Below are 17,288 nucleotides of genomic sequence, written 5' to 3' on the forward strand. Positions count from 1 at the left end.
ATCGACTTCTGTATATTAAGGTGCTTTAACCTTTCTGTCAATGGAAAATAACAGAAGTTTCAAGTGGAGAACATTTGTTGGGGCAGTCTCGCTTTTCTATCATTAAATATGTTAAAATGGAATACATGATTTAAGAGGGAGAGATCGTATTTTGTTTGAATATGTTACAGGTTACGTGGAGTATGTAGGGCCGGAATATGTCGTAATTGATCATAATGGAATTGGTTATCAAATTTTCACACCGAATCCGTATGTATTTCAAAGAAGTAAGCAAGAAATCCGTGTCTATACATATCATTATGTGAGAGAAGATATTATGGCACTTTACGGGTTTAAAACACGTGAAGAGCGTTTATTATTTACAAAGTTGTTAGGCGTGTCTGGCATTGGGCCAAAAGGAGCTCTTGCAATTTTAGCTTCTGGTCAAACAGGACAGGTCGTTCAAGCGATTGAGCATGAAGATGAGAAGTTTTTAGTGAAATTCCCAGGCGTCGGAAAGAAAACAGCACGCCAAATGATTTTAGATTTAAAAGGAAAACTAGCAGATGTCGTACCAGATGCATTTGTTGATTTATTCTCAGACACAGAACGTTTTGATGAGAAGAAAGGTTCATCAGCTGAGCTTGATGAGGCACTGGAAGCTCTGCGCGCACTTGGATATGCAGAACGCGAAGTTTCTCGTGTTGTACCAGAGTTATTAAAAGAATCATTAACGACGGATCAGTATATTAAAAAGGCACTTAGTCTTTTACTAAATGGTAAGAGGTGAGTATAATGGACGAACGTCTCCTTTCAGGGGAATCTGCATATGAAGATGCGGATTTAGAATATTCATTACGGCCACAGACGCTCCGTCAGTATATTGGCCAAGATAAAGCAAAACATAATTTAGAAGTATTTATTGAAGCGGCGAAAATGCGTGAAGAAACGTTAGATCACGTGCTTTTATATGGACCACCAGGTCTTGGTAAAACGACGCTTGCGAATATTATTGCCAATGAGATGGGCGTTAATGTTAGAACAACTTCAGGTCCCGCAATTGAAAGACCAGGAGATTTAGCTGCTGTATTAACAGCGCTTCAGCCAGGGGATGTATTATTTATTGATGAAATTCATCGTTTGCATAGATCAATTGAAGAAGTATTGTATCCTGCGATGGAAGACTTTTGCCTTGATATTGTAATTGGAAAAGGGCCTTCAGCACGTTCTGTACGCCTAGATTTACCGCCATTTACATTAGTTGGAGCAACAACACGTGCTGGAGCATTATCTGCACCGCTTCGTGACCGCTTCGGTGTACTTTCAAGGTTAGAGTACTACACAGTAGATCAGCTTTCTGCGATTGTTGAACGTACAGCGGAAGTATTTGAAGTTGAAATCGATTCGTTAGCTGCATTAGAAATTGCAAGACGTGCTCGTGGTACACCTCGTATTGCGAATCGTCTTTTAAGACGTGTACGTGATTTCGCGCAAGTTCGTGGTAACGGAACGGTTACGATGGAAATTACACAAATGGCATTAGAGCTACTGCAAGTAGATAAATTAGGTCTAGATCATATTGATCATAAATTACTGCTTGGTATTATTGAGAAATTCCGTGGCGGTCCAGTTGGATTAGAAACGGTTTCAGCAACAATTGGAGAAGAATCTCATACGATTGAAGATGTGTATGAGCCGTATTTATTACAAATTGGCTTTTTACAACGAACGCCAAGGGGCCGAATTGTAACGCCGCTTGCGTATGAACATTTCGGAATGGAGATACCAAAAGTATGACGGAGATGCCAAAGCTGCTTATTACAGCCGGGATCTTACTCATCGTTGTTGGATTAGCTTGGAAGTTCATTGGAAGGCTTCCAGGCGATATTTTTGTGAAAAAAGGAAACGTTACCTTTTATTTTCCTATCATTACATGTATTGTGTTAAGTATTGTATTATCTTTTATTATGTATATAATAAATCGATTTAAATAAGAAATAGGTGGATATAGCTATGGATATAAATCTGTTTGATTTTCATTTACCAGAAGAACTTATTGCACAAGTCCCGTTAGAAGATCGTGAAACATCAAGATTAATGGTGTTAGACCGTGAAACAGGTGATATTGAGCATAAACATTTTACGGATATTCTTTCTTACTTACATGAGGGGGATTGCTTAGTTTTAAATGAAACGAAAGTTATGCCTGCTCGTTTGCACGGTGTGAAAGAAGATACAGGCGCGCACATTGAAGTACTTCTTTTAAAACAAGAAGAAGGTGATAAGTGGGAAACGCTTGTAAAGCCAGCGAAACGTGTAAAAGAAGGAACTGTTATCTCTTTTGGTGAAGGGAAATTAAAAGCAACTTGCACAGGAACTGCAGATCAAGGTGGACGCCAGCTTGAATTTTCATATGATGGCATCTTCTATGAAATTTTAGATGAACTTGGGGAAATGCCGCTTCCTCCATATATTAAAGAGACGCTGGAAGATCGCGATCGCTATCAAACAGTATATGCGAAAGAAATCGGTTCAGCAGCAGCGCCGACTGCGGGACTTCACTTTACAGAAGAGTTACTTGAGAAGTTAAAGCAAAAAGGCGTTCAGTTAGCATTCATTACACTTCACGTAGGACTTGGAACATTTAGACCAGTTTCTGCAGACACGATTGAAGAACACCATATGCACGCAGAATATTATCATATGTCTGAAGAGACAGCGGCATTATTAAATCGTGTGAAAGAGAATGGTGGACGTATTATTACTGTAGGTACGACATCAACTCGTACGTTAGAAACAATTGCAACAGATCATGACGGTAAGCTCTGCGCCGCTTCTGGATGGACAGATATTTTCATGTATCCGGGATATGAATTTAAAGCAATTGATGGTTTAATTACAAACTTCCATTTACCGAAATCAACATTAATTATGCTTGTAAGTGCATTTGCAAATAGAGATAATGTACTTCATGCTTATAATGAAGCAGTAAAAGAAAAATATCGTTTCTTTAGCTTCGGTGATGCAATGTTCGTTGCATCTCACGCTAAAATGAGAAACAAATAAAAGGAGTAAGTTATGACAGCAATTCGTTATGAATTTATTAAGACATGTAAACAAACGGGTGCCCGTTTAGGTCGTGTGCATACGCCGCACGGTTCATTTGATACACCAACATTTATGCCAGTTGGTACACTTGCAACAGTTAAGACAATGTCACCAGAAGAATTAAAAGCAATGGATTCTGGCATTATTTTAAGTAATACGTATCATTTATGGCTACGTCCAGGTCATGAAATTATTCGTGAAGCAGGCGGCTTGCATAAATTTATGAACTGGGATCGTGCAATCTTAACAGATTCTGGTGGTTTCCAAGTATTCAGTTTAAGTGACTTCCGTCGTATTGAAGAGGAAGGCGTTCACTTCCGTAATCACTTAAATGGAGATAAATTATTCTTATCACCAGAAAAAGCGATGGAAATCCAAAATGCATTAGGTTCAGATATTATGATGGCATTTGATGAGTGTCCACCATTCCCAGCTACTTTTGAATATATGAAGAAATCTGTAGAGCGTACGAGCCGCTGGGCAGAACGTTGCTTAAAAGCGCATGAACGTCCGCAAGATCAAGGTTTATTCGGTATTGTACAGGGCGGGGAGTACGAAGAGCTTCGTCGTCAAAGTGCGAAAGATCTTGTTTCAATGGACTTCCCTGGTTACGCTGTAGGTGGTTTATCTGTTGGTGAACCGAAAGATATTATGAACCGTGTTCTTGAGTTTACAACACCACTTCTTCCAGATAATAAGCCTCGTTACTTAATGGGTGTAGGTTCTCCTGACTCGTTAATCGATGGCGCAATTCGTGGTATTGATATGTTTGACTGTGTACTTCCAACTCGTATCGCTCGAAATGGTACATGTATGACAAGTGAAGGTCGCCTTGTTGTAAAAAATGCGAAATTCGCAAGAGACTTCGGTCCGCTTGATCCAAACTGTGATTGCTACACATGTAAAAACTACTCACGTGCGTACATTCGTCACTTAATGAAATGTGATGAAACGTTCGGAATTCGTTTAACGTCTTATCACAACCTTCATTTTCTGTTAAACTTAATGGAGCAGGTGAGACAAGCTATTCGTGAAGACCGTCTTGGCGATTTCCGCGAAGAGTTCTTTGAACAGTATGGCTTTAATAAACCGAATGCTAAAAACTTCTAATACATAATTTAAAAGGAGGAACAAAAGATGAATGCAGGTATGATGAATATCGTTATGATCGTTGCGATGTTTGCGATTTTCTATTTCTTATTAATTCGCCCGCAACAAAAACGTCAAAAAGCAGTTGCTCAAATGCAAAGTGAGTTAGCAAAAGGTGATGCTATCGTAACAATCGGTGGTTTACACGGCACAATCGAATCAGTAGATGAGACAAAAATCGTTATTAAATCTGGTGGTTCACACTTAACTTTCGATCGCAATGCGATTCGTGAAGTTGTGAAAAACTAATGTGGAAGGCCCTGCATGAAATGTGCAGGGCCTTTTTTAGTTACTTTGCTTTGACATATTTACACCGAAAATACCACCGAGTGTACTCGCCCCCATTAATGCTAATTGATATAGTAATTGTGAGTTCGATAAGGTTTGAGAAAAGCCTAAATAGTTAACTAGAAAGACGAGTACAGTGAACGTGAGCCCTGTTGTGAAACCTACTAGCCAACCTTTTCCTTGAGCCTTTTTGCCGGCAGTAAATCCAGACATAAGCATAGATAAAAGAGCGAGTATAAAAATAGTAACGGTTAATGTCCCTTCATTTATATTCGTAAACTTTAATAAAAGAGCCATAATCATACTAGTAATAGATGCGAGAATTAGTAGCGTAACAATACCGAAGCCAATTGCAGTTGATAATTTTTTCGTTCCATCCATTTATGCATTCCTCCTTTTTAATACAAGCATATTTTCCTTTTGCCCAAGTTAGACTAGTTTCTTTTTTATAGGGGAGTCTATACGTAAAAAAGGAGATGTAGAAATGGAATGGATATCGGTAATTGGACGGACAATGCTTTTGTATATCATCATCTTAATTATTTTTCGTCTTATGGGTAAACGTGAGATAGGAGAGCTAAGTGTATTAGATTTAGTCGTATTTATTATGCTTGGAGAAATGGCTGTAGTAGCAATTGAAAATACCGATAAATCACTTTGGCATCAATTAGTTCCGATGACTTTTCTTATGTGCATACAAATCATTTTGTCAGTCATTTCATTAAAGTTTCAACGATTTCGGCATTTAATAGAAGGTGAACCAGCAATTATTATTAATGCGGGAAAGATTGATGAAAAAAAGATGAGAAACCAACGATATAATATTGATGATTTAATGATGCAATTAAGGGAACAAGGAGTTGGAGATATTCGGGATGTAGAATATGCTATTTTGGAACCGTCTGGGAAGTTATCTGTCTTTCAAAAACAAAAAAATAAACAAGATACATTGCAGTTTACGCTTCCTCTTATTATTGATGGAGAAATTCAATCTAGTCATTTACAAATGATTGAGCATACAGATGAATGGCTTATTGAGAAATTAAAAAACTTAGGTTATAACGATATAACACAAATTTTATACTGTAGTTTTCAAAATGGACAATTTTTTGTTGATGTAAAAGAAAATTAGAGACTTATCCTTTGGAAGAGTAAGAATGATTAGTGTAACTAATAATCAGTGGAGATTACCCCACTGATTAAAGTTTCACCTTATTTCAAAAATGAAAGCTTACGAATGATAGGGAGACGACTTAACTCTTCTTTTCGAATGAGTTTGAAAGTGAAGAGAAGTACGATATAAACAATTGTTGTTAAAGTGATTTCCCATAATGTTTGTATGCCAAGGGAATGAGAGAAAATAATATATTTATGAAGATAAAAACCGAAGGCGCCTGCGATACCGATGGCAAGTCCGCCGAAAATATAGTCTTTTGCGTAAATGGTAAATGTAATCTTTTTTAAAACAGTAGCGTAGTGAAGAAATGTTACTGTTACAATATTTGCAGCAATAGCAAGTGCAACCCCCATCATTTGAAACTCTGGCCTTGATGCTAGTACAAAAATAACGATTAATTTCACGATGGCACCAATAAATGTATTCATCATTGCGGCTCTTGCTAAGTTTAAAGCTTGCAAAACAGAGGTAAGTGGACTTTGGAAATAATGAAATAAAAAGCAAGGCGCAAGAAGTTGAATGAATGCTGTTGCGCTGTCTGATCCATACATAAGAGTTAAAACAGGAGAAGCGAATACGTATAATATAACGACAGACCATCCGCCGGTAATTAATGAAATTCGAAGTGCTTGTTGTAAACGGTGCTCTACTAATTTATGTTGTCTTTTTGCCATTGCTTCACTAATAGAAGGAACGAGCGCTGTAGAGAGAGCGTATGTAATAAAGGCGGGTAGTGATAGGAGCGGGAATGCATAACCGTTTAATATACCGTATTGCTGGGTTGCAACAGAAGCAGCGACACCAGCGATTGCTAAGCTTTGCATAACGACAATAGGTTCAAAAAAATATGAAACGGAGCCGATTAAACGACTTCCTGTAGTTGGAAGGGCAATATCCATCAGAGAATAAAATGTCCCTTTGCTTTCCTTTACAGTAGTGAAAAATCCAGAGCGTATTGATAAATGTTTTTCTCGCTGAAATAACGTGAGTAAAAATAATAAGGATGCAACTTCACCGAGAACAGCTGATAACATAGCGCCGGCTGCAGCATATTCTATGCCGTAAGGTAAAAATAATTGAATGCATATAGCGATAATGGTAATGCGGACGACTTGTTCTAGAACTTGCGCATAAGCGCTAGGTTTCATGTTTTGTTTTCCTTGAAAGTAACCACGCAAAACAGAAGAAACAGCAATAACAGGAACAACGGGCAAAATGGCCATTAATGGATAGTAGGTTCTTTCGTCGGTTAATAATGTTTTTGCTAAAATAGGTGTGAGGAACATAATTCCGATTGTTAAAATGATACTAATAACGGATGTAACAGCTAGTGATACGGTTAATATTTTTTTAACTCTTTGTTTATCGTTCACAGCTTCCGCTTCTGCTACAAATTTTGCGATTGCGACAGGAAGACCAATTTGTGTCAATGTAATTGCTAAAATGAATGTAGGAACGGCCATCATATAAAGACCAACGCCTTCTTCTCCTAAAATACGTGCCATTACTATGCGGTTGATAAAGCCGAGTATTTTTGTAATAAAGCCGGCTATCATTAAAATAAATGCGCCTTTTAAAAAGCTTTGTCTCGTCATGTTCTTCTCCTACCTTCTCAAAATCAATGGAATGATTTACAATAATTTATATGCACGTACGAGACAAGAATGACAAGCATTTAAGAGAGTGAAGTATGATAGTGCTCTTGAAAGTAGTTATTGCTGTCCATTAGAGCGGGATTAAAGCGACTTTTTCGTGCTGAAATAAGAAGGAGATGTTATAGATGTTAGATAGAGAGGCTTTGGTAGAATCATACCGCGGACAGTTACAAGTCGTTTTAGAAAGTAAAGTAGAAGAGTTTCAAATGTTCGGTTACGACCGAGTGACAGATGATGACATTTGGAAGTTTCTTAAAGTGAAAAAGTGGAAGAAGATAGACAGCGATGTTAGATTGTATGAATTAGTTAATGACGTATTAACAGTAACAGCTAATGAATATATGACATATTTAACTGTTGAAGCTTACCAAGCGCCACTTTGGTCATTTGATGAGTACGAAAATAAATAACCGACTGCAATTGGTTTGTTCTTCCTTTTGCAGTATAATGATATGTATTGATAAAGAGAAAATAATTATGTCTAAGATTATATATAAAGGAGGTAGTGAAGAGGAAAATAAATGATGGAAGTGTAGGTAGTGTAAAAGCTTACCTATACAGCTAGTAATGAACTAGCAAAAATTATAGAAAGGAAGTCTACTAACTAGGCGTATGCACACGTATAGCAGTGAATCGTAAGAGATTTATTGAAGTGTTAGTAGCAGAAAGAGGGTACATATGGCAAAACGTGGTACGAGAATTGCTGCCTTTTTCCTCATCGTCTTATTAATCGGTGGAGTAATTGGTGCGGCAGGAAAAGACATAGCAAAAGGAATTAGTCTGGGACTAGACCTTCGCGGTGGTTTTGAAATTCTGTATGAAGTAAAACCAGCCAAAAAAGGTGATAAAATCGATCGAGATGTACTTGTAAGTACAGTAGGTGCTCTTGAAAATCGTGTCAATGTTCTTGGTGTAAGTGAGCCGAACATTCAAATCGAAGGGCAAGATCGAATTCGTGTACAGCTTGCTGGTGTACAAGATCAGCAAAAAGCACGTGAAATGTTATCAACACAAGCGAAATTAACATTCCGTGATGTGGACGATAACCTTCTTATGGATGGAACGGATTTAAAAGGCGGCGGAGCGAAGCAAACATTTGATGAGCAAGGCCGTGCGAGCGTAGGTCTTACACTAAAAAGCGCTGAAAAATTCCGTGAAGTAACTGAAAAAATTTCTAAAATGCCACCACCAACGAATTTAATGGTAATTTGGCTTGACTTTGAAGAAGGAAAAGATTCGTATAAAGCAGAATCTGCAAAACCGAATCCGAAATTCTTATCAGCAGCAACAGTAAACCAAGTATTTAACCAAGCTGAAGTATCTATCGTAGGTGGAAACTTCACAGTTGAAAGTGCGAAACAACTTTCATCTTTATTAAATGCAGGTGCACTTCCTGTTGATTTAAAAGAAATGTATTCAACATCTGTTGGAGCGAAATTTGGTCAACAAGCGTTAGAGCAAACGATTTTCGCTAGTGCGATTGGTATCGCTCTTATTTTCTTATTTATGCTTGTATTCTACCGTTTACCAGGACTTGTAGCGGTTATTATGTTAGGTTTATACATTTTCGTTACATTACTTGTCTTTAACTGGATGCATGCAGTTCTTACGTTGCCAGGTATTGCAGCGTTAGTGCTCGGAGTAGGTATCGCAGTTGATGCGAATATTATTACGTACGAGAGACTGAAAGAAGAGCTGAAAATTGGTAAGTCAATGATGTCGGCATTCCGTGCTGGTAACCATCGTTCATTAGCAACAATTCTAGATGCAAACGTTACGACTCTTGCAGCAGCTGGTGTGTTATTCGTTTATGGTAATAGCTCTGTAAAAGGATTCGCAACAAGTTTAATCGTAAGTATTTTAGTTGGTTTTATTACGAACGTATTCGGTACTCGTTTCTTACTAGGTCTACTTGTAAAGAGCCGTTACTTTGATAAAAAACCAGGATATTTTGGTGTGAAACAAAAGGATATTATTCCATTAACAAAAGGTGTAGTACATCCGCCAACGAGATTTGATCGTATTAATTTCGTAAATATCGGTCATAAATTCCTTATTTTCTCGATTGTAGTTGTAATTGCAGGAGCAATTATCTTACCAATTTTCAAATTGAACCTTGGTATTGACTTTGCGAGTGGTACACGTATCGACTTGCAATCAAAACAAGCCGTTACTGTGTCTGATGTTCATAAAGATTTTAAAGAATTGAACATTGATGTGAAGGAAGAAAATATTGTACCGACTGGAGATGACAATAAAGGTTTCGCAGTTCGTACATTAGGTGTTTTATCAAAAGATGAAATTGCGAAAACAAAAACATTCTTCCACGATAAATATGGTACAGATCCAAACGTAAGTACAGTTTCACCGACAATCGGTAAAGAAATTGCACGAAATGCATTTATCGCAGTATTAATTGCTTCTGCGGTTATCATTTTATACGTAAGTATTCGTTTCCGCTTTACGTATGCGTTATCTGCAGTACTTGCATTATTACATGACGCATTCGTTATGATTGTTATGTTTAGTATTTTCCAACTAGAGGTAGACTTAACGTTTATTGCTGCAGTACTAACAATCATCGGTTATTCTATTAATGACTCGATTGTTACATTTGATAGAAACCGTGAATTATACAAACAGAAAAAACGAGTGCGCGATATAAAAGATCTAGAAGAAATCGTAAATGCAAGTATTCGCCAAACGCTTGGTCGTTCGATTAACACCGTATTAACAGTGTTATTCCCAGTAATTGCACTGCTTATCTTCGGTAGTGAGTCACTACGTAACTTCTCGTTTGCGTTACTTGTTGGACTAGTTGTAGGTACGTACTCTTCTGTTTTCGTTGCCTCTCAAATTTGGTTAATGCTTGAAAACCGTCGTTTGAAAAAGGGGAAAAACAAGAAGAAGGTTGAGAAAGTAGAATCTGAACCGCAAGTATAGAAAAGATGATGTCTCTTTATGAGGCATCTCTTTTTTCGTTTGTGGATACAATAAGATAGCAACTTTTTGATGGGAAGAAGATGGAAGAAAGTGGTGGTGTTATCGCTGTTTTTGTTAAAATAAAAAGATAGGTTAAGAAAAGAAGGGATTTTAATTATGGAAAAAGATGAACGTTTTAAACAGGCCGAGTTTGGTGCTATTGTCGGGATCGTTGGTAATATTATATTAGCGATTGTAAAGGCGGTAATTGGTTATATTGGGAACAGTAAAGCACTGTTAGCGGATGCTGTGCATTCTGCATCAGATGTAATTGGTTCGCTAGCTGTACTTTTTGGATTGCGAGCGGCAAAGCAGCCACCTGATGAGGATCATCCGTATGGTCATGGTAAAGCGGAATCGATTTCAGCGATTATTGTAGCGGTATTATTATTTATCGTGGGACTTGAAATTGCGATTTCGTCTATAAAAGCTTTTTCGCAAGAACTAGAACCGCCGAAAGGAATTACGATATTTGCTGTTGTTCTTTCAATCGTCGTGAAAGAAGGAATGTTTCAATATAAATTCCGATTAGGGAAAAGAGTAAACAGTGATGCAATTATTGCAAATGCATATGAGCACCGTTCGGATGTATTTTCTTCAATTGCAGCTTTAATCGGTATATGTGCAGCTATAATCGGTAGTAAGCTTGGTATAGACTGGCTTGTATACGCTGATCCAATTGCAGGATTAGTTGTTTCACTTCTTGTTGTAAAAATGGCATGGAGCATTGGAGCGGAAGCAATTCATGCAACGCTTGACCATGTTCTTCATGAGGAGGATGTTATTCCGCTTAGAGAAGCAGTTCTTCAAGTAGATGGTGTGAAAAAAATTGGTTCTTTATATGCACGGGAGCATGGTCATTATGTTATTGTCGATATTAAAGTGTCTGTAGATCCATACATTACTGTAGAAGAAGGACACCGTATTGGAAAACATGTGAAAGAAATACTTATGAAACAAGATAATGTACAAAATGTATTCGTACATATAAATCCTTATTCTCCAAATTAAACATCATTAAAATTTTAGTATATAGATATTGCACCGTAGTTTGCATTATATTGTCACCCCTTAATCTGTCTTGTATAATGAACAGGTTAAGGGGTGATTTCGTGTTACAACCGAAGACGCGTTGGAAAGAAAAAGAATATAATGACGAGCGAGTGAGTGAATTAGCAAGTAAATTACAGTTATCGCCACTTGTCGTTTCGTTATTCCTCGGTAGAGGACTCGATACAGAAGATAAGATTTTAGATTTTTTAAATACAGAAAATCAAGAATTTCATGATCCATTTTTATTAGAAGGAATGGATAGAACGGTAGAACGTGTAAATAAGGCGATTCAAAATGGAGAGCAAATATTAATATTTGGTGATTACGATGCGGACGGAGTAAGTAGTACGACAGTTTTATATCTTGCTCTTCAAGAATTAGGTGCAGAAGTAGAATTTTACATTCCAAATCGTTTTACAGAAGGGTATGGACCGAACGAAGAAGCATTTCGTTGGGCGCATAGCGCAGGGTTCTCGCTAATTATTACTGTCGATACTGGTATTGCAGCGGTACATGAAGCGAATGTAGCGAAAGAGCTTGGAATAGATCTAATTATTACAGATCACCATGAGCCACCGCCAGAATTGCCAGAAGCACTTGCGATTATACATCCAAAATTAGATGGCGGTGTATATCCGTTTCACTATTTAGCTGGTGTAGGTGTTGCGTTTAAAGTTGCGCATGCACTATTAGGCCGTGTACCAGAACATTTATTAGAGATCGCAGTAATTGGTACAGTAGCCGATTTAGTATCACTTCATGGTGAAAATAGGTTGCTAGTGAAACGCGGTTTAAAACATATGCGTATGACGAGAAATATTGGTTTGAAGGCATTGTTTAAAGTTGCTAACGTTTCGCAAAGTGAAATTACCGAAGAGAGTATTGGCTTCTCAATTGCACCTCGTATTAATGCGGTCGGGCGTTTAGAAGATGCTGCGCCGGCTGTACACCTTTTATTATCAGATGACCCAGAGGAAGCGAAAGAGCTAGCTGAAGAAATTGATGAGCTGAACAAACTGCGAAAAGATATTGTAAAGCAAATTACAGAAGAAGCTATCGCTGAAGTGGAAAATAACTTCCCACCAGAAGAAAATAAAGTATTAGTACTTGCAAAAGAAGGCTGGAACCCAGGGGTAATTGGAATTGTTGCTTCGAAATTAGTTGAACGTTTTTATCGTCCGACGATTGTATTAAGCATTGATCCTATAAAAGAAACAGCAAAAGGCTCAGCACGTAGTATTGCAGGATTTGATTTGTTTGCAAATTTATCAGATTGTAGAGAGTTATTACCACACTTCGGAGGGCATCCGATGGCAGCGGGAATGACGCTACATATGAATGATGTAGATGAATTACGTCGCCGCTTAAATGAACAAGCAGATGCAATTTTAACAGAAGAAGATTTTATTCCAATTACAGCAGTTGATGTTTTTTGTAAAGTAGAGGATGTAACGCTAGCGGCAATTGAAGATATGCAAAAACTAGCCCCGTTTGGTGTTGGAAATCCGAAACCACGTATTGCAGTAAAAGATGCAGAGTTAGAAAGTATTCGCGCAATCGGATCAGATGGCTCTCATTTAAAAATGGCTCTTCGTGATGGACAAGCAACACTGGATACAATTGGATTTGGCTTTGGTGCATATGCGAAAGAAATCTCTCCAGTTGCAAAAGTATCTGTAATAGGAGAAGCGTCTATTAATGAATGGAATAACTTTAAGAAGCCACAACTAATGGTACAAGATATTGCTGTAGAGGCGTGGCAATTATTTGATTGGCGTAGTATGCGTAATGCAGAAGCAAATTTAGCAGAACTTCCGAAAGAAAAAATAACAATGGTGTATTTTTCTGAAGAGGTATTGAATAAATTTTCTTTAGAGAGCTATAAAGAAAAGCTCATGCATGCTTCAGAAGTAACGCATTTAGATGATCAATATATCGTGTTACTTGATTTACCAAAAGGAACAGATGAATTACGTGAGCTATTTAAGGTAGGATTCCCAGCGCGAATTTATACGCTATTTTATCAAGAGAATAACCACTTATTTAGTACAGTTCCGACGAGAGAACACTTTAAATGGTACTATTCTTTCTTAAGCCAAAAAACACCATTTTCTTTAAGACAATATGGAGAACAACTATGTCGTCATAAAGGTTGGTCAAAAGATACAGTAAATTTCATGACACAGGTGTTTTTTGAGTTAGAATTTGTTACAATAAAAGATGGCGTCATTTTTATGGCAGACAAAAAACAAAAGCGTGATTTAATTGAATCGAACACATATCGTGAGAAAATGAACCACTTACAATTAGAAAAAGAATTGGTTTATAGCACATATCAGCAACTATATACATGGTTTGAAACGATTCGTAATCATAAAGAAGTAGAACAGTTAGGGTAAAGGATTTGTATTTACAAACCTTTTAGATCTGAGGAGGATTCAGAAATATGGATTTCAAGCAACATATCGCAATTGTACCGGATTATCCGAAAGAAGGTATTGTGTTTAAAGACATTACACCTTTAATGAATGACGGTAAAGCATACAAAGCAGCAACAGACGCAATCGTTGAGTACGCAAAAGAAAGAGATATCGATGTTGTAGTAGGACCAGAAGCTCGTGGTTTCATTATCGGTTGCCCAGTTTCTTATGCGTTAGAAGTAGGATTTGCGCCAGTTCGTAAATTAGGAAAATTACCACGTGAAGTAATTACAGTTGACTACGGTAAAGAATATGGTAAAGATGTTTTAACAATCCATAAAGATGCAATTAAGCCAGGTCAGCGCGTATTAATTACAGATGATCTATTAGCTACAGGTGGAACAATCGAAGCGACAATTAAGTTAGTTGAAGAGCTAGGCGGAGTTGTAGCAGGAATTGCATTCTTAGTAGAACTTACTTACTTAGATGGTCGTAAAATGTTAGATGGTTACGATGTATTAGTATTAGAAAAATACTAATCACTATATAGGTAAAACTACGGTGATAAAAAGTACCCGTGAATCTCTTGGAGAGGAGCGGGTACTTTTGTATAATTGAACAAAAAATTATGGTGAAATGTCAGTAAAATCTTTTCCTTTTCACAATTCACAATCATTGGGTTATAATGATAGAATATAATTTATTCTATTAAATAAAGATAAAGTCAATTTTCAATAAAAGGTGATTCGATGGCAAATGAGCAGGTACTAACAGCTGAACAGGTACTCGAGAAAGCAAGTCAATATTTAGCGGATGAAGATATTGAGCTAGTGGCACGTGCCTATGAATATGCACGTGATGCGCATAGCGAACAATATAGAAAATCGGGTGAACCGTATATTATTCATCCGATTCAAGTTGCAGGTATTTTAGTTGATTTACACATGGATCCAGCTACGGTATCAGCAGGTTTCTTACATGATGTAGTGGAAGATACAGAGATTACGTTAGAAGATATTGAACGGGAATTTAACAAAGAAATTGCTATGCTTGTTGATGGCGTTACAAAGCTTGGGAAGATCAAATATAAATCTCACGAACAACAACAAGCAGAAAACCATCGCAAAATGTTTATTGCAATGGCTCAAGATATTCGAGTTATTTTAATTAAACTAGCTGATCGTCTTCATAACATGCGTACATTGAAACATTTGCCTCAAGAGAAGCAGCGTCGCATAGCGAATGAAACGTTAGAAATCTTTGCACCTTTGGCACATAGACTCGGAATTAGTACTATTAAATGGGAGCTAGAGGATACGTCACTTCGCTATTTAAATCCACAACAATATTATCGTATTGTAAATTTAATGAAGCGTAAACGTGCAGAACGTGAAGAATATTTAGACGAAGTAATGACTGGTATTCGTGAGAAATTAAAAGAAGTTGCAATTCAACCTGAGATTTCTGGAAGACCGAAACATATTTACAGTATTTATCGTAAAATGGCACTGCAAAATAAGCAGTTCAATGAAATTTACGATTTATTAGCTGTACGTGTCGTTGTAAATAGTATTAAAGATTGTTATGCGGTGCTTGGAATTATTCATACGTGCTGGAAGCCGATGCCAGGTCGTTTTAAAGATTATATTGCAATGCCAAAAGCAAATCTATATCAATCTCTTCATACGACTGTAATTGGACCGAAAGGTGATCCACTTGAAGTGCAAATTCGTACGAAAGAAATGCATGAAATTGCAGAATTTGGGATCGCGGCACACTGGGCATACAAAGAAGGAAAAACAGCAGAAACAACAGGTACATTAGAGAAGAAACTCACATGGTTCCGTCAAATATTAGAATGGCAAAATGAAGCTTCTAATGCAGAAGAATTTATGGAGTCATTAAAAATTGATTTATTCTCTGACATGGTATTCGTCTTTACACCGAAAGGCGATGTAATGGAATTACCACTTGGATCTGTTCCAATTGATTTCGCGTATCGTGTCCATTCGGAAATTGGGAATAAAACAATTGGTGCAAAAGTAAATGGGAAAATGGTGACGCTGGATTATAAATTAAAAACAGGCGACATCATTGAAATTTTAACGTCGAAACATTCATATGGCCCAAGCCAGGATTGGGTAAAACTTGCTCAAACATCTCATGCGAAAAATAAAATTCGTCAATTCTTTAAGAAACAACGTAGAGACGAAAATATTGAAAAAGGCCGTGAACTTGTTGAAAAGGAAGTACGTGGTCTAGAGTATGAGATGAAAGAAGTATTGGCGCCGGATAACTTAAAACGCGTCGCTGAGAAATTTAACTTTGCAAATGAAGAAGATATGTTTGCAGCAGTTGGATATAGCGGAATTACAGCTTCGCAAATTGTTACGCGACTAACGGACAAGTTCCGCAAACAACGCGAAGAAGAAGAAATTGTTGAAGTTAAAGAAGTCCGTAAACCGATGAAAATTCGAAAATGGGATTCTGGTGTAAAGGTAAGCGGTGCTGATAATTTATTAATCCGTTTATCGAAATGCTGTAACCCAGTTCCGGGCGATGATATCGTTGGGTATATTACAAAAGGCCGAGGTGTATCAATTCACCGCCGTGATTGTGTAAATGTTCATACAGAAGAAGCTGTAGAACGATTATTAGAGGTAGAGTGGGAAGGTAGCCCTGAAAAAGAAATTGAGTATAACGTTGATATTGAAATTTCAGGTTACGATCGCCGCGGTTTATTAAATGAAGTACTGCAAGCTGTTACAGAGACGAAAACATACATTTCAGCTGTTTCTGGTAGAAGTGACCGTAATAAGATGGCAACAATTAATATGTCAATCTCAATTCGTAACTTACAACACTTGAAAAAAGTAGTAGAACGCATTAAACGCGTTCCAGAAATTTATGCAGTACGACGCATGATGCATTAATAGGGAGTGTAGAAAGATGAGAGTTGTTTTACAACGATCAAAGAAAGCGTCTGTCACAGTAGACGGTGAGATCGTAGGACAAATTCCGTTCGGTTTAACATTACTAGTTGGCATTACGCACGAAGATACAGAAAAAGATGCAACTTACATTGCGGAAAAAATTGCAAACTTACGTATTTTTGAAGATGAGAGCGGAAAGATGAATCATTCTGTACTTGATGTAGAAGGACAAGTTCTATCTATTTCGCAATTCACATTATACGGAGATTGCCGCAAGGGCAGACGTCCAAACTTTATGGATGCTGCGAAACCTGACTATGCAGAGCGGTTATACGATTTCTTTAATGAAGAAGTTCGTAAACAAGGATTACATGTGGAAACAGGAAAGTTTGGAGCAATGATGGACGTTTCTTTGATCAATGATGGTCCGGTGACCTTAATTGTAGAAAGTAAATAGTGTTGATAAAAAAGAGAGGGTTATATAATCCTCTCTTTTTTATACATTGTTGTATGTTTTGTTCATTTATTTGGAATCAATAGCAGT

Annotated in this window: 16 protein-coding genes; 14 read left to right on the forward strand and 2 right to left on the reverse strand. The window is 37.3% G+C overall.

The window, feature by feature from the left end; all coding sequences use genetic code 11:
* The first annotated feature begins 151 nt into the window (after nt 1-151).
* From ruvA to yajC, 6 genes are read left to right on the forward strand one after another with little or no spacing between them, the layout of a single operon-like run.
* Complete coding sequence (gene ruvA, locus M1D66_RS05330) at nt 152-769, forward strand: Holliday junction DNA helicase RuvA (protein WP_000464511.1); 618 nt, start codon at nt 152-154, stop codon at nt 767-769.
* A 5-nt stretch (nt 770-774) separates the two neighbouring features.
* Entirely contained in the window at nt 775-1,776 is a 1,002-nt protein-coding gene (gene ruvB, locus M1D66_RS05335) for a Holliday junction branch migration DNA helicase RuvB (protein ID WP_000344449.1), read from the forward strand.
* A complete protein-coding gene (locus tag M1D66_RS05340; RefSeq protein WP_000138162.1) occupies nt 1,773-1,973 on the forward strand; it encodes a DUF2905 domain-containing protein in 201 nt (66 codons plus the stop codon). The genes ruvB and M1D66_RS05340 overlap by 4 nt, the downstream gene beginning before the upstream one ends.
* A gap of 19 nt (nt 1,974-1,992) precedes the next feature.
* A complete protein-coding gene (gene queA, locus M1D66_RS05345; RefSeq protein WP_000354014.1) occupies nt 1,993-3,045 on the forward strand; it encodes a tRNA preQ1(34) S-adenosylmethionine ribosyltransferase-isomerase QueA in 1,053 nt (350 codons plus the stop codon).
* A gap of 12 nt (nt 3,046-3,057) precedes the next feature.
* A complete protein-coding gene (gene tgt, locus M1D66_RS05350) occupies nt 3,058-4,197 on the forward strand; it encodes a tRNA guanosine(34) transglycosylase Tgt (RefSeq protein ID WP_000125365.1) in 1,140 nt (379 codons plus the stop codon).
* Between the two features lie 27 nt (nt 4,198-4,224).
* Entirely contained in the window at nt 4,225-4,485 is a 261-nt protein-coding gene (yajC, locus tag M1D66_RS05355; protein WP_000991115.1) for a preprotein translocase subunit YajC, read from the forward strand.
* Nucleotides 4,486-4,521: 36 nt separating this feature from the next.
* On the opposite strand, the gene M1D66_RS05360 is transcribed toward yajC, so the two are convergent.
* Nucleotides 4,522-4,905, reverse strand: a complete 384-nt coding sequence (locus M1D66_RS05360) for a TIGR04086 family membrane protein (protein ID WP_000349149.1) — start codon at nt 4,903-4,905, stop codon at nt 4,522-4,524.
* 103 nt (nt 4,906-5,008) lie between these two features.
* Between M1D66_RS05360 and M1D66_RS05365 the strand changes: the two genes are divergently transcribed.
* Complete coding sequence (locus tag M1D66_RS05365; RefSeq protein WP_000454838.1) at nt 5,009-5,656, forward strand: DUF421 domain-containing protein; 648 nt, start codon at nt 5,009-5,011, stop codon at nt 5,654-5,656.
* 80 nt (nt 5,657-5,736) lie between these two features.
* On the opposite strand, the gene spoVB is transcribed toward M1D66_RS05365, so the two are convergent.
* On the reverse strand, nt 5,737-7,296 hold the full coding sequence (gene spoVB, locus M1D66_RS05370) for a stage V sporulation protein B (protein ID WP_000198301.1): 1,560 nt from the start codon (nt 7,294-7,296) through the stop codon (nt 5,737-5,739).
* Between the two features lie 185 nt (nt 7,297-7,481).
* Here spoVB and M1D66_RS05375 point away from each other — a divergent pair, with 185 nt between their 5' ends.
* The 7 genes from M1D66_RS05375 (at nt 7,482) to M1D66_RS05405 (ending at nt 17,201) form a co-directional block, all read left to right on the forward strand.
* Nucleotides 7,482-7,766, forward strand: coding sequence for a post-transcriptional regulator (locus tag M1D66_RS05375; RefSeq protein ID WP_000886980.1), 285 nt, complete (start codon nt 7,482-7,484; stop codon nt 7,764-7,766).
* 268 nt (nt 7,767-8,034) lie between these two features.
* Entirely contained in the window at nt 8,035-10,299 is a 2,265-nt protein-coding gene (gene secDF, locus M1D66_RS05380; protein ID WP_001119069.1) for a protein translocase subunit SecDF, read from the forward strand.
* A 156-nt stretch (nt 10,300-10,455) separates the two neighbouring features.
* Nucleotides 10,456-11,349: a cation diffusion facilitator family transporter gene (locus M1D66_RS05385; protein WP_000409745.1), complete on the forward strand. Its 894-nt coding sequence runs from the start codon at nt 10,456-10,458 to the stop codon at nt 11,347-11,349.
* Nucleotides 11,350-11,450: 101 nt separating this feature from the next.
* Entirely contained in the window at nt 11,451-13,790 is a 2,340-nt protein-coding gene (recJ, locus tag M1D66_RS05390) for a single-stranded-DNA-specific exonuclease RecJ (protein ID WP_000941229.1), read from the forward strand.
* 47 nt (nt 13,791-13,837) lie between these two features.
* Nucleotides 13,838-14,350, forward strand: a complete 513-nt coding sequence (locus tag M1D66_RS05395; RefSeq protein ID WP_000346215.1) for an adenine phosphoribosyltransferase — start codon at nt 13,838-13,840, stop codon at nt 14,348-14,350.
* A 210-nt stretch (nt 14,351-14,560) separates the two neighbouring features.
* Complete coding sequence (gene relA, locus M1D66_RS05400) at nt 14,561-16,744, forward strand: GTP diphosphokinase (RefSeq protein ID WP_001262795.1); 2,184 nt, start codon at nt 14,561-14,563, stop codon at nt 16,742-16,744.
* 16 nt (nt 16,745-16,760) lie between these two features.
* Nucleotides 16,761-17,201 carry a D-tyrosyl-tRNA(Tyr) deacylase gene (locus M1D66_RS05405; protein WP_001266965.1) on the forward strand — a complete coding sequence of 147 codons (441 nt, stop codon included), beginning with the start codon at nt 16,761-16,763 and terminating at the stop codon, nt 17,199-17,201.
* The last annotated feature ends 87 nt before the right edge of the window (nt 17,202-17,288 follow it).

It is taken from the genome of Bacillus sp. PK6-16 (assembly GCF_056530295.1).